This is a genomic window from Microbulbifer maximicatervae (SeqCode), assembly GCF_052468095.1.
Genome location: NZ_CP174332.1, coordinates 697607 through 712092, shown reverse-complemented (window position 1 = coordinate 712092; position 14486 = coordinate 697607). Strand labels below are relative to the sequence as shown.

The 14486-nt window shown below is 49.9% G+C and carries 11 protein-coding genes and 1 tRNA gene; all 12 read right to left on the bottom strand.

Annotated features, from left to right (window positions below; translation table 11 throughout):
• Window positions 1–95: 95 nt before the first annotated feature.
• The 12 genes from cas6e to ftsH all read right to left on the bottom strand — a co-directional run bounded on the left by cas6e (window position 96) and on the right by ftsH (window position 14427).
• Window positions 96–866, bottom strand: a complete 771-nt coding sequence (cas6e, locus tag ACJJIL_RS03045; RefSeq protein ID WP_413663212.1) for a type I-E CRISPR-associated protein Cas6/Cse3/CasE — start codon at window positions 864–866, stop codon at window positions 96–98.
• Window positions 867–876: 10 nt separating this feature from the next.
• Window positions 877–1635, bottom strand: coding sequence for a type I-E CRISPR-associated protein Cas5/CasD (cas5e, locus tag ACJJIL_RS03040; protein WP_444925826.1), 759 nt, complete (start codon window positions 1633–1635; stop codon window positions 877–879).
• 8 nt (window positions 1636–1643) lie between these two features.
• Window positions 1644–2720, bottom strand: coding sequence for a type I-E CRISPR-associated protein Cas7/Cse4/CasC (gene cas7e, locus ACJJIL_RS03035; RefSeq protein WP_444915608.1), 1077 nt, complete (start codon window positions 2718–2720; stop codon window positions 1644–1646).
• 183 nt (window positions 2721–2903) lie between these two features.
• On the bottom strand, window positions 2904–3482 hold the full coding sequence (casB, locus tag ACJJIL_RS03030; RefSeq protein WP_444934097.1) for a type I-E CRISPR-associated protein Cse2/CasB: 579 nt from the start codon (window positions 3480–3482) through the stop codon (window positions 2904–2906).
• Entirely contained in the window at window positions 3482–5083 is a 1602-nt protein-coding gene (gene casA / locus ACJJIL_RS03025) for a type I-E CRISPR-associated protein Cse1/CasA (protein ID WP_445361180.1), read from the bottom strand. The genes casB and casA overlap by 1 nt, the downstream gene beginning before the upstream one ends.
• 739 nt (window positions 5084–5822) lie before the next feature.
• A complete protein-coding gene (locus tag ACJJIL_RS03020) occupies window positions 5823–6368 on the bottom strand; it encodes a hypothetical protein (RefSeq protein WP_445361179.1) in 546 nt (181 codons plus the stop codon).
• A 2302-nt stretch (window positions 6369–8670) separates the two neighbouring features.
• Window positions 8671–8756, bottom strand: a tRNA-Leu gene (locus tag ACJJIL_RS03015).
• A gap of 9 nt (window positions 8757–8765) precedes the next feature.
• Window positions 8766–9200, bottom strand: a complete 435-nt coding sequence (gene secG / locus ACJJIL_RS03010) for a preprotein translocase subunit SecG (RefSeq protein WP_413663227.1) — start codon at window positions 9198–9200, stop codon at window positions 8766–8768.
• Between the two features lie 70 nt (window positions 9201–9270).
• Entirely contained in the window at window positions 9271–10005 is a 735-nt protein-coding gene (gene tpiA / locus ACJJIL_RS03005) for a triose-phosphate isomerase (RefSeq protein ID WP_445361178.1), read from the bottom strand.
• Window positions 10006–10124: 119 nt separating this feature from the next.
• Window positions 10125–11477, bottom strand: coding sequence for a phosphoglucosamine mutase (gene glmM, locus ACJJIL_RS03000; protein WP_445361177.1), 1353 nt, complete (start codon window positions 11475–11477; stop codon window positions 10125–10127).
• Between the two features lie 94 nt (window positions 11478–11571).
• On the bottom strand, window positions 11572–12417 hold the full coding sequence (gene folP / locus ACJJIL_RS02995) for a dihydropteroate synthase (RefSeq protein ID WP_445361176.1): 846 nt from the start codon (window positions 12415–12417) through the stop codon (window positions 11572–11574).
• 90 nt (window positions 12418–12507) lie between these two features.
• Window positions 12508–14427, bottom strand: coding sequence for an ATP-dependent zinc metalloprotease FtsH (gene ftsH / locus ACJJIL_RS02990; protein ID WP_444896163.1), 1920 nt, complete (start codon window positions 14425–14427; stop codon window positions 12508–12510).
• Window positions 14428–14486 lie beyond the last annotated feature (59 nt).

Here is a 14486-nt window from a genome sequence, read left to right as displayed (position 1 = left end):
TATCCTCTAAAGTCTCAGTATCGTTGCCGATACTTTTGAATCCCAGCCCTCGCTCTCAAACACTTCCAGTTGTATAACAACTCTATTTATCCCAATCAGATTCGGCGGATTAACATCAATCCACAACCAAATGCTTTGGCCGGCCCCATCCCCGCAAAAATATTTTTTATAAATAATTCGGGTTCAGTAACCAAAAGCTCTCCCCGGTAATCCACAGAACTGAAACCAGCACCGCGCTGCTTTTTATGTAACAAATTCCAGCGATAGCCATTGCAGTGAAGCTTTGGTGGGTAAATATCAAATCCGAGGCGCGTCCCCCGGTGAATTAACCAGCTGCGGGCAGCAGTTTGGCTGACATCCTGTAACCGGGTTTCAATCTGCCCCTGATCAAACTGCTCCGGCTTTTCCTGCACCAAGCTCTGCTTGAGCTGCCCTTTGCCACCTTCAACAGGTAAACCATGCAATTCGCACTGCTCCCGCAACCAATGGTATTGGGCATCCATCAGCACATCGTGCCGCTTGCCGCGCTTTTGCCCTTCAGTTTTACGAGCAACTGTAGGGTTCGCCCGCAGGCGGAAGGCCAGCCGATCGCCGGGGTTTAAGCGGGGCTCGAAGATTTTAGTCTCTACCAAAAATATCGGATTGTCCTGCGCAGGCCGGACTTTAGACAGCAGGTAATACACCGGTAGATTGCGTTTGCTAAGCAGCTGTTCCCGCGAGGATTCCTCACGAAATAAAAAACGCTCATCACCATCAAAAAGATCCCACAAGATTTGATGGATACCGTAGCTGTTTTCGCTGAGCAACCGTGCCAGCTGCTTCTGCACCGCCAGCGAGGGAGATAGTTGAACTCTGGATAAATACATAACCGCTCCCTTATGACTGCCAGAGATTTTCAATACGCGGCTGGAACTGCCAGCGCTTGCGAGATAGGGGCTGATCGAGACGGCTAAGCCGCTGTACAGATCCTGCTGAAAACACTCCATCTTCCGCAGAGAAATCATCCAAGCTACCCTCCCAGTAGTAACGACAACTCTCTTCTGTAGGCAACCAGCGCTCCTGCCGGGCCCATTCCGGTTGGTAATCCAGCAACTCCGGGGATTCATAATGATCCAGGGCGCTGCGGAAATTGTCCGCACCGATCACCCGTGCGGCAGTGGGGGCTGAAAGGGGAAATGCTTTTCGCCCCAGATAGAGGTGATACTTTGGCCGGGCCAGGGCTTCACACAGCTCCGCCAGAGACCAGTTAGCCTCTTCACAGGATCTCAGGGCCACTATCGCCTGCGCATCCACCAGATACTCCCTGCGGGATAACAGGGTTCCCAGACGCGCTTTCCCTACAACCAGCTCATCCCGGCGCGTATGGTAGCGGCGCTTGCCAGTGGAATCTGGGACCTGCACCGTGTGGAAATCCTTTAGCAAAGTACCGACATTCAGCACCTTTACCGCCTGGCGATATTGCCGGGCCAGGCTCTGGTGTAAGTCCTCTCGCTCCCGAGGTATCCCCAGTGCCGCACCAAATAGTCCCGCGATAGCGGATTTACTCGGGTAGTGTGCGCTGTGGCGGGATTCCCCTACAGCCACTTCCCCCCAGGAAGCCATGGCACCGTAAAGACGAAATACTAGGTATTCCATAGCGCCACCTATTCGCTGACAAAGGCCAAAAGTTCCTCGATATTACCTTCGCCAGTTACGGCATTGAGAACATAGCGGCTATCGGCACAATCCCCGTACACCTTATCGAAACTCTGCAATTGCTTTTGCAGTGCATCAATAGCGTCATGGGCGTAATCCTCGCTATAGCGATCAACCGGCTTCAGGTAGGCCGCAGAGAGAGAGCGCGGTTGCTGGTCACCGGCTTCGGCCACGACATATGAGGCATAGGCACGGCTGGCATAGCTGTTTTGTTTACCGCTGGGAGAAACTTTAAGGATTGTCTCAGTCAGCGCAGCTACAGCTCGATCGGCCAGGGGTTTATTCCCGCCCAGGTTTTCAATGAGCAGCTCTTTGTTAATGCAGATATAAGAATAAAATAATCCCGCAGCAAAACCCGCCTCCCCCAAGTGAGCAGCACCGGCATCCTCGCTGCGATCATTCAGGTCGTCTACCGCAGTAAAATAATCATCTTCAATCACTACAGAGTGAGCCGAGAGTGCATGGGCCACCTGGCACGCCGCTTCAACGTTATAGGTGGGCTTGGAAGCGAGCATACGGCCAAACAAGGCGATATCCACTGCCATGTTTTCCTTGCGCAATAAATCCAACTCTGTCTTCTCCGGCTCCCGCCCCTCTTCTGCCAAGGTTTTCAGTAGTGCATTGATCCCGTTTTGCTCGGCACTACTGAGGTGAACCAACTGCTCGATTTCCAAATCGGCCAGAGGGTTATCTTTTTCCGGCTTTTTTAACTTACCGAATTGCTCGGCAATTTTCTGCGCCCACAATTTGGCCTTTTTCTCAGAGACGCCCAGTTCCAATAAAGTCTCATAGGCCAGTACCCCCTGACGCTTGGTTCTGGTGCCAATGAGGCTATCCCCCTGCTCCGTTGCCAATACCTGTTGGAACAACTCCGACGTTCGCCAGTGACGCTTAAGGCTCTGGGAGGAAATTCGCAGGCGATCACAACCTCCCATCTTCGCTGTTTTTGGCCGCCCCAAGTCATCCCGGTTCAGGTTCGCAGGGGGATAGGCGGTCAATACATGCAATTGAATAAAGCGGCTCATAAATCTCTCCTTGTTGCGACCGTCAGGCCATCACATTACTTCGATTCATTTCTCAGGTATCTGATCAACAGTCACTGTCAATCGGTCAGGCTTTGCTCTGTGCTTAGTGTTGTTATGGGAATAGCATTTAAAAATTCTTTAGGCCCCTAAGACCCCTTTAATTTGGAAACTTTTGAATTTTTCTCAATCTGGTAATACGGCGTAGTAATCAGTTGCCCAACGCACAGCCAGGCGTTCCTGTGGATGCCGTGCCGGAATCGTGCGCATCTCTCTTTGCCAGTGCAGCAAATCATTGGCAAGAGAAGCTATATTGGCTCTGCCATCCAGCAGGGCCAGGGCCCGTACTATGCGGCGATAAAACTCAGCCGTATCGCGACTTTTTTGCAACTGAAAAAAACGCAGCTCACTTAAAGGGGGGCGCCCACCTCTCTCCCGGGGCATAGCCAGGGACCGGGCAAAACTGATATCCATAGCCTCGCTGCTGTCAACATCAATTGTTTTGCTGGTGTTATCATTTTTTACGTGTGCAATTACGGTGGCTACCAGAGCCGCATCTTCGATACGAATTTGCTCATCTTTCTGCCAGCGCTCGGGCATATCCTTTAAAAAACGGATAAAGGCGGGAGTAGGCATTACATCCATGGGCTCTACCGCACGGCGCAAACGCGCTCGGTCGGCTCGGCCAGCTTTGTCATTGAGCCAGCGGTGCCATTCGCGCAGTCGGCTCACATCTGTATCGCTAAGATATTGATATCCGGCCATCACAATTCCTCCTGTTGTTGCTCAACTTTGGCTGTATTATCCAGAGTCTTTAAACTTGCCAAGCTGGCGAGCTTATTCCTTAAAAAACGTCGCGCCCGAGTCACTCGCTGCAATTTCAAGTCTTCCGCCGAGCCCTCCATTGACCAATGGTCAAACTGCGCAAAGGCCGTTTTTTTCAATGTGTGTGCCCAGGCAATAGCCACTGGTGCAGGTGTAAATTGGGATTTCTTGGATTCGAGGGATAATTGCTTGAGCGAGTGATAAAACTGGCTTTCCGTCGCCTGCCAAAACGCCTGATCGACAAATGAAAAATCCCCTTTAGCCTCATTAGGGTTATTAAACCAGGCAGCCTTGATCCTAAAGCGCAGCTCTTTCAAAGTACCTTTTGCAGCCGTTAAAAGCTGCCCTGCCAGCTGAATAAATAGCGACCGGTACTCGGGGGAAATAGGCAGTACTGGCATTTCCTGTTCATACCAGCAACGCGCTTTCATATTGTCCATGTCATAGCCAAATCCCCACAGACGCACATCGACATTCGAATCCAGTTCTTCGAGAACTTCCGCATATTCCTCATGGAACAAGCGCACCGCCCGGCTCGCTTCATCGCCATTTGAATGGTCATTCCACATAAGCCCCAACCAATGCCGATAACCGAGACCACTCTGTTGACCTTTCAAACTCAAGGGTGGGGCTTTTTTCTTGGGATCACGTCGATAGGGCGTCAGGGGATGAATCCAGGGACCCTCGTAATTAATGCCATAATTCTTAGTGGTATATTCCCGGATTAATTGATTCGTCTGCTCTCCACAAAGGTCGCAGTAACCCTTGCCTTCTCTCGGGATTTGGAAACGTATCCTGCGCGGCATACCCCAGTACATTTGCAGAGGATGGGTATCATTGGGAGACGTAGAGGAACCTTGTTTGTCAGAGAGGCGGGAGGGAGCGAGCCAGGGGAAGATACAACTATCAGAGCTTTCAGACCTCGCCCCAAACTCCTTTTGTGGCAAGATATTGAGCCACAATTTCTGCCAAAGGTTGGCATCTTCTGCCTCTGGAATTATCAATGTGGTCAAAGGGCCACCACCACGCAAACTCGTTCTATGCCCCACTCCTCCGGAGGGGGCGTTAATTTGCAAGGTAAACAAGGCACTAGCGGCACAGCTGGGACATACACCCTGCACCCTACCGCCCTTAATAAATAGATCCTGATTATCTCTACAGGTTTTACTGCCCGGCGCCTCAATCAGTAGGGCAGCAATCGACTTTGATTCCCCCACACTCAATTCCAAGTCCTGCATAAATGCAGGCCCGGACTCTTGAAACAATTCAAAATTGGGAGCGTAGTTTTGCAGCCGTGATTTCAGTGTTTCCTCAGTAGGCGCCTTTTTCCAGTAGACTCCCCAATCATCGACACTTTCAGGTGCAAAAGCTGTTTGCAACAGGCCAATTAAAAACTGGAACAGCGCCCCGCGAAAATCCGGTCGTACCGTACAGATATCTACGACAGGATTATCCACCTCGACAATTTGCCAAGGAGCAATTCTTTCCTGCATGCCGCATCGCCGGATAATTGGCAGCCAGGAATCTTCAACCAAATTCACCACGATCCTCCCTGATCCAGTCTCCGCCCTCTTACTCCGTTATAGCCATGCTTTTTTCAAGAGCTAGAGGGAACAGTTACACTCAGAGCAGTGCGAGCGCCTCTGCCTCATTTTTGAGTGCTCAATCTCTCAGCGTCACTGCCGGGACACTAATTCCATTACCTTATGCCACTCTGACTAGGGAAAAATGATCTGGCTCAAGTCTGGGCATCTTTCTCACTTTCCGCACCGGAAATCAGGGTAGCGCCTACTACCTCACACAAAGAAAAGTGCTCAGTTATCGCATAGACCACACACAAGATAAGGGTATTAATCTCATTCACCTCTCTATATGAGAATATTCCTGTACAGACAATTCCCCCACCCTTTAGCCTGCATCAGCTATTGACCTCAATTGTTAATCAACAGATACAAAAAAGCCCCTTGATGGGGCTCAAAACTAGCGACAGATTCTATTGTGAAGGAAATTTAACGAATCGGTATCCAGCTCAATACTAAGTTCATCACTTTTAACCGGCCGGTAGCTATCGGCACTGAATCGCCACTACTAAGCCGTTCAACCCTTACCGACTTCAGATAAAAGAAAAGTCTTTATTAACTGCTTCTGACTCTGCTACAGAGCTGACATCATTTCTATTAGGTGTTCGGTGATCCACTACTTTTGATTGTATGGATATACTAGATTGGAGTTCGACTGTGAAAGTGCCGGCAATTATTACCGACACTTTCATACTATTAACTAGAAAATTTCGTAGGTGAAAACTTTTAAATTTACATCTTCAATAGCCTCTAAATCACCCTGAATATCAACCGTCAAGGTGTCGCACATATCCGCGGCAATTGAACCATTATCTATCGTTAAGACTACTTCATTGCGAAAATCTGAAATGGGCACATTCGTATAAATATTTTTATCGTCCCTATCAACCCCTATTGCAGTTTGAGTACCATCTTTGGCAACACAACTTGCCGTGATCGAAACGTCATACACATAGTCAAAAATTCTAGAATGATTTCTAGTGTAGCAACGCTCTCCCCTATGGGAATAACGACAAACGACATCTGGCCTCAACCGTCCCAAACCAGATACAATCGCAGTAATATCGAAACTGATTTCTTGCGCACCATCACTCAAGATATCAATCTCAGCAATTCGCCGAGTATCCGAAGTATAAGAGTACTCAGTAACATTGTGCTTAACGCCGCTAATAAAAGTCATTTCTGCAAAAGACTGACTCGCTAACAACAAGGCAAACACCGGCAACACAGACTTCAAAAACTTCATTTTTCATCCTTAAAAAAATAATCGAGCAGTCAGTATAAATATCCAAATATTAACTAGCAAGAAGATCCAAACAAAAAATTAAAATTATAAATGATTCAGCAGTTGCAGCAAAAAAACCTATATATTCAGTCTGCATTCACACTCAGTATGCCTTACAAAAATTTCAAAAAATATAAATCAAAAATTAAATTAACCGATTATTTAAATCTCCATTTATCTTTTCTCGCCACAAAATGACAGATCACAACACCCCAACCAAACGACAGAAAACCACTTAAAGACAAACTTAGCTTTTATTTGAATATTGCCCCGAGATTAAAAAGCAATAATTAACAAAGCAAAGGAAACATCTATCGCATCGCAAACATCGACAACATATTTAAGAACCTTATGATATTAAAAAGCTAAAACAAACAAAGTAATAAAATATCAATTCAGCTAGCCTAAAGCTTATTCTCGATCGAATTACAGCTTAAGCACTCTTTTATTTTACTTAAAGTACACCACCTCGATTACAAGCTAGCTCCTGGGTTATCTCAAACTGGTTAAGTTGATTTCACTCACTCCAACCACTTTTCTTGATTACTGAATCTAGCATCAATACTCTTCAATCAATTTTCTGCCACCACTTGATCTACTGGTGGAGAAGAAGTAGCAGATATTGACTCCAACTATCCACTCTTTTCCTTATGATCAGCTGATACCCTTCAGAGTCGAAATCTGGTGACCTACCACCCTAAAGAGAAAGCAATATCAGGAGGAAGATCCTTACTGTATTCCAGGTTATGGAGCCCACAGAGAGCTATTAAAGACAATTGCCCGGTATTGTCTTAACTGGGAGAGTCTTGGAGAAGCGAAAAGAACAGTAAGGGAATATTCCCCACGGGCTAAACATGTATCGGAAGCTGTAGAGGCCTTCTTAGCTCATCATAAAACTATTAACTTGTTAAAGCACGATAAGTGCTGGCCGTGCCATTGTGTCCACCGTGGACGCCTCAGGAGCCACCGTCAGCTGTCTGACTGGACATGTCCAGTAGTCGTTAATACCGCCCAATTCCAACAAGAAGTTTTTGACCACTAAATGCACTAGCCCCCAGGTTCCTTGCCCCAACAGGTTCTCTATAGTCTTGGCTCTTTATTATCCACACAGCTTATATACAACTCTGAATATTTTGGATTGGCTACTGGCATTCAACAGATTGGTAAGATACTGGACTTTTATGAAGTGAGAATTAAGTGGAAGGCGGGGGCTATCCGGGCGCTTCAAAAGGTACATAAGTGTGTATAAATTATATGCGAGCGAAGTACCAGACATAAAAAGGGAGTCGAAGCCTCCTTTGAACTCTTTGAATGAACTGAGGCTTTCTCTCAGTTTCGAAAAATAACCTCTAGAGCGGCGGTTACGGGGCGCATAAGGAAGCGCAGTAAAAAAAGCACCACATGTAGCACCACTTCAAATTCTCTCCCCCTACTGAGGAGTCTCAACGACTGAGCGTAATGCTGAAATTTAAGCGTGGCCTCACCTACTCCAATCGACAAAGTATCGGTTTACTCAATGCTGAGCAGGAAACTCGCTTTAGGTGAAGTGATTTACAAAAAATCCCAGAGGGCACCCAGAATCACACACTCTAGAACCCTTGGTGGTCGGTAAAGTACAGAAACTCAAACCGAATAGACCGCGAAGACGACACTATGCCGCTATCCATATGCGCGCTTGTATAAATTTTCATTCGTCTTCGCTATACATACCAGAGCAAAGCCACGTTGAGAAACCGACGAATATGGCACCAACTACAAGATAGCCAATCACCCACAGCCATGGAAAGGCAAGAAGCCAGTGCAGGACATAAATTAGGACGAATATACCAAAACTTATAGACAAGCAACTGCGTAGGGTAGGCATAATTATTCCCTGACTAAGTCAAATAGCTAGTAGTCCATATCATTTCTTGCTGAAATGACTAGCTCTCTACTTGGCCAAAATTGAGATCTAAAGCTGATCTCAGGGCCCAAGTTATATTGATTACATTACTTTGCGTATTGAGCACTAAGCGGAAGAGCCGCATACAGAGCTACCAGATATCCGCAAACCACTGCTTCTTGCCGCTTGGTTTGGCAGGCTTGATTTGAGTATCTGTCAGAGCCATGGTGGTGCTACCTGTTTCTCAATTGAACTAGGTAGCACCAAATGTAGCACCAGCTGACAACGAACGAGAGCGGAGGGCTGCGTACCCTACAGATAGCAAAAAGCCCGGACTTACCGGGCTTTTTGGATAATTCCGAACTTCTTCGGATCTTGATGTGGTGCCCAGGGCGGGACTTGAACCCGCACGAGCATAGCTCACTACCCCCTCAAGATAGCGTGTCTACCAATTCCACCACCTGGGCAAAAATCTTTTACTGCTGTTCCTCACTTTCCTGGTTAGCAGCTGGCTCTTCTGAACCGGTGCTGTCTGCAGGAATCTGCGGGATATCGCCAGTTTCCAAATCTGTTTCAAGCTGCGGGATATCGCTGTCGATAGCCGGCAGTTCTTCGGCTGGGCCAATTTGCTGTACCGCTGCTGGAATTTGCGGAAGGTCCGCATCAACATTGGTGCCTGCACCTTGCTTAGCCAGGATGGCCAGGCCGAAACTGGTGACGAAGAATACCGTCGCAAAAATTGCTGTCAAGCGGGAAAAGAAATTTCCGCTACCTTGACTGCCAAAAACTGTCTGGGACGCGCCCGCACCAAAGGATGCACCGGCTTCGGCACCTTTACCTTGCTGCAACAAAATCAGGCCAATAATGCCCAATGCGGTCAAAACGTGTACAACTAATACCAATTTTTCCATTTTCTGGAAACTCTCTACCGGGGTCTAAACAACCCGTTATTCAGTATTCGCCAACCCGCGTGCTGTCAATTCAGACAGCAGCGCGACAAATCTCAGCAAACTCGCCGGCATCCAGCGAGGCTCCACCCACCAGGGCGCCATCAATATCTGCCTGGGCAAAAAGCTCCCTGGCATTTGCGGATTTTACACTACCGCCATATAAAATCTGTACTTCAGCACCCAAATCTCCCAACTGCGAGCGAATAAACGCATGTACAGCTTGGGCTTCATCAGGGGTAGCAGTTTTTCCGGTGCCAATGGCCCATACCGGCTCATAGGCAATCACGGACTGCTTCCATCCAGCCGAATCAATGATATCGGCAACCGCTTGAAGTTGTTCTGCAACCACTTCGAGAGTGCGCTCCTGCTCGCGTTCTTCAAGGGTTTCCCCGACGCAAAGTATTGGAGTCAATCCCGCCTCTTGGGCCGCAACAAATTTTTTCGCCACTAACTCACTGGTTTCTCCGTAGAGACTACGGCGCTCAGAATGCCCGACAATAACGTAACGGGTATTCCAATCCAGTAACATGCTAGCGGAAACCTCACCAGTAAACGCCCCTTTGGGCTCCTGGCTAAGGTCCTGGGCACCCAAGCTGAAACCTCCGCTCTTTTCCGCCGCATCAGCCACCAAGCCGAGGTATGGAAAAGATGGGCAAACAACAACACCGGACTTCACACCTTCGAGGTTGAGTTCGGTGAAAAAACGTTCGGCAAACTCGCGGCTGCCGTTCATTTTCCAGTTTGCTGCTAGTAGCGGTGTTCGCATGTGTGCTCCTTCAAGGGGCGCAAATCTTAGCGACATTGACGCCAACATACAACCAAAATTATACGAGTTTCTTCTACGCCCCAAGAGGACCGATTTACTACGGGTTAAATCGCAGCAGATCAGTTATTTCCAATTCGCTCCACCACGGAGGAAATATCTTTGGCCAGCTGTTCCACCAGGGCGCTGTCGCGACCTTCAACCATTACCCGAATCAGAGGCTCTGTGCCAGATGGCCGCAGCAGCACACGTCCGCTGTTTGCGAGCTGACGTTCTGCATCGACAACAATGGCCTTAACGTCTGTGTGATCGAGAACACCATCGCGATGAGCCAGTTGCACATTAATCATGTGCTGGGGGAACATTGTCATACGGGATTTAAGCTGATGCAAGGGCTCATCAAATTCACACAGGCCACGCAGTACCTGCAGTGCGGCAATGATACCGTCGCCGGTGGTAGAAGCATCGGCACAGATAATGTGGCCTGATGACTCGCCTCCCAGTTTCCACTGATTAGCTGACATTTTTTCAAGCACATGGCGGTCGCCCACTTTGGCTCTCTCAAACGGGATTTTGTTTTCGCGCAATGCAAGCTCAAAACCGTAATTGCTCATCAAGGTGCCGACAACACCACTACAACCGCCCAGGAATTTATGCTGGTGCATAGCGATGATATACAACAGCTGATCGCCATCGACCAATTCCCCATTGGCATCGACGAACAACACCCTGTCCCCGTCACCATCAAAGGCTATACCCAGGTCCGCACCGCGCTTAACCACGGCCCGTTGCAACTGCTGAGGTTTAGTGGAGCCGCAATCTAGATTGATATTGAGTCCATCAGGGCCCGCTCCAATTACGCTGACTTCTGCTCCCTGCTCACGAAACACCATCGGCGCTACGTGATAAGTGGCTCCATTGGCGCAGTCGAGAACAATCTTCAAACCCTCAAGGGAGAAACCCCAGGGCGTGGAAGCCTTGCAGAACTCGATGTAACGCGCGGCTGCATCATCAACTCGATAGGCGCGACCGAGATCGTCAGAAGTTTCCATCGGCAGCTCGAGAGCGGCTTCAATCTCCAATTCAACCTCATCCGGTAACTTGGAGCCTTCAGCGCTGAAAAACTTAATGCCATTGTCGTGGTAAGGATTATGGGAGGCGCTGATAACAATGCCTGCACCGGCATGGAAAGTCCGGGTCAGGTAGGCGATCGCCGGAGTCGGCATTGGCCCCAACAGGGCGACATCCACGCCAGCATTAATCAGGCCCGCCTGCAGCGCTGCCTCAAACATGTAGCCGGAGACCCGAGTGTCCTTACCGATAAGGATGCGGGGGCGCCGGTGGTGTTTAGCTTTGGAAATTCTTCCCAGTACCTTGCCCGCTGCATATCCCAGGCGCAGCATAAAATCGGGAGTAATTGCTCCCTCGCCAACGCGACCACGAATACCATCAGTGCCAAAATACTTTCTTTCCATAACGCTTCTCAATTGTGTACTTCGCCGCTTTTCTGTTCTGTCGGAAAACCACAACAGGACCCTGCGGCTTAAGGTCTCTGTAAGACATCACTCATCAAATTTCGCTGCAAACCAATTGCTGCATGCGCAACACATCCAAGGTTTCCGCAACATCGTGGACACGTAAAATTCTTGCGCCCTTTTGCGCAGCCAACATGGCCAGGGCCAGGCTACCGGGGAGTCGGCCATCTACATCTCGATCGAGTAAGCGACCAATCATCGATTTCCGCGACAAGCCCGCCAGTATGGGCATATCCGCCGGCGCCAGCTGCGACAAATTACGCAACAACGCCAAATTGTGCTCATCGGTTTTGCCAAAGCCAAAACCCGGGTCGAGAATGAGCCGGTCCCGTGTCACCCCCAGCTCGATACAGAGATCGACCCGTTTCTGCAGATACCTGGCGACATCCTCTACAACATCAGTGTAAGACGGATCATCCTGCATAGTGCCGGGCTGACCCTGCATATGCATCAGGCAGATTGCCAAACCACTCTCTGCGGCTGCTTCCAGTGCTCCTGGGCGCTCCAGGGCACGAACATCATTGATCAGTCCCGCCCCTACCGCAGCTGACTCACGCATCACTGCCGGGGTACTGGTATCGACAGAGATGATCGCGTCAAAGTTCGCTTTGATCGCCTCCACCACCGGCACTACCCGATCCAGCTCCTGCTGTTCGGTGACCGGCGATGCGCCAGGGCGTGTCGATTCTCCGCCAATATCCAGGATTGTCGCTCCCTCAGAGAGCATCTGTTCTGCTCTCTGCAGAGCCAGGGTCAAGTCCAGGCTACCGGAGGCATAGCAATTGCCACCGTCGGAAAAGGAGTCCGGCGTTGTATTCAGAACCCCCATAACCACCGGTTGGGAGAGGTCTAGGGTGTGGTTACCACAGATAATTTTCATTGGCTGAAATAAAAAATGCCGGATTGGAACAGGCTATTGCCCTATCCCCAACCCGGCATTTGGTTTTGTCCAGTTAGTCGCTTCGGAGAATCAGTGGCCGTTTAATGGGCCGCCGACGGTATTGCTCTTATCCGCCTCAGTTGAGGCCTCTGTGGTTTCAGTATCCTGGGTCGGGCTGTTTCCACCAGAGCCGAAGTTATTGTCTTCCCAATCCCTCGGTGCGCGAACTTTGCGGCGAGCCATAAGATCGTCCACCTGCTCCGCATCCAGGGTTTCGTATTCCATCAGCGCATCTTTCATCGCTTCAAGAATATCTCGGTTATCTTCCAACAGCTTTTGTGCTCGCTCGTAGCAGACATCGATAATACGGCGCACTTCTACATCAATTTCATTGGAAGTCTTGCCGGAAACCGGATTGCCCTGACCGGGCTGGCCACTTTCATCTTCGCCGTAATGCAATGGGCCGAGCTTTTCGGACAAGCCCCACTTGGTCACCATACTACGCGCCAAGTCAGTGGCCCGTTCGATGTCGTTGGAAGCGCCGGTAGTAACACCGTCGATCCCCAGGGTCATTTCCTCGGCAATACGGCCGCCAAACAGGGAGCACAGTTGCGATTCAATCGCGCGCTTGGACAGGCTGTACTTGTCTTCCTCAGGCAGGAACTGGGTGACACCCAGGGCGCGGCCACGGGGAATAATAGTTACTTTGTGTACCGGGTCATGCTCGGGTACCAGTCGACCAATAATGGCGTGACCGGCCTCGTGGTAAGCGGTATTCACCTTTTCCTTTTCATTCATCACCATGGACTTGCGCTCGGCACCCATCATGATCTTGTCACGGGCGCGCTCAAACTCTTCCATGGTTACCGTGCGTCTATTGGCCCGCGCAGCAAACAGCGCAGCTTCATTGACCAAATTGGCCAGATCGGCACCGGAGAAACCAGGGGTTCCACGGGCAATCGTCTGTGGGTTCACCTTGTCATCCATAGGCACCTTGCGCATATGAACTTTGAGAATCTGTTCGCGGCCGCGAATATCTGGCAGCCCGACAAACACCTGGCGGTCAAAGCGACCTGGGCGCAGCAGGGCGTGGTCCAGTACATCCGGGCGGTTGGTCGCTGCAATAACGATCACACCCTCATTACCTTCGAAACCATCCATCTCAACCAGCAACTGGTTCAGGGTCTGCTCGCGCTCATCGTGACCGCCGCCAACGCCGGCTCCACGGTGACGGCCAACAGCGTCAATCTCGTCGATAAAGATGATGCAGGGAGCCTGCTTCTTGGCTTGGTCAAACATATCCCGCACCCGGGAAGCGCCCACACCAACAAACATCTCAACAAAGTCAGAACCGGAGATGGAGAAGAAAGGTACTTTTGCTTCTCCGGCAATTGCTTTGGCAAGCAGGGTCTTACCGGTACCGGGAGGGCCACACATCAGTACGCCACGGGGGATATTGCCACCCAGTCGCTGGAACTTGGTGGGATCGCGCAGGAACTCGACCAGCTCCTGTACCTCTTCCTTAGCTTCATCTACTCCGGCAACATCGGAAAAAGTTGTCTTGATCTGGTCTTCGCCCAGCAGGCGCGCCTTGCTCTTACCAAATGCCATAGGACCTGAGCGACCGCCGGCTCCGCCCTGCATTTGGCGCATAAAGAACATAAATACAGCGATAATAATCAGGATCGGGAAGCTGGCTACCAGAAGCTGCTGCCAGATACTCGGTGACTCAGGCTCGCGACCAACGAATTGCACATTGCTGCGAACCAGCTCATTGGTGAGTTCATCGTCGATAATCTGTGGCTGGATAGTCTTGAAGCGGCTGCCATCGGCTTTTTCGCCGGTGATTACCAGACCGTCTACGATCACGTTCTTAACTTGGCCCGACTGCACATCCTGAACAAAGTCGGAGTAACTGAGAGCCTCATCCCGTGACTGTGGTTTAAAGTTTTGAAAAACCATCAGCAGTACCGCTGCGATGATCAACCACAGTACTAGGTTCTTTGCCATATCATTCAAAGGGATAGCCCTCTCGCTTTCGCAATCAAAATCCGTTCATTCCGGCAACG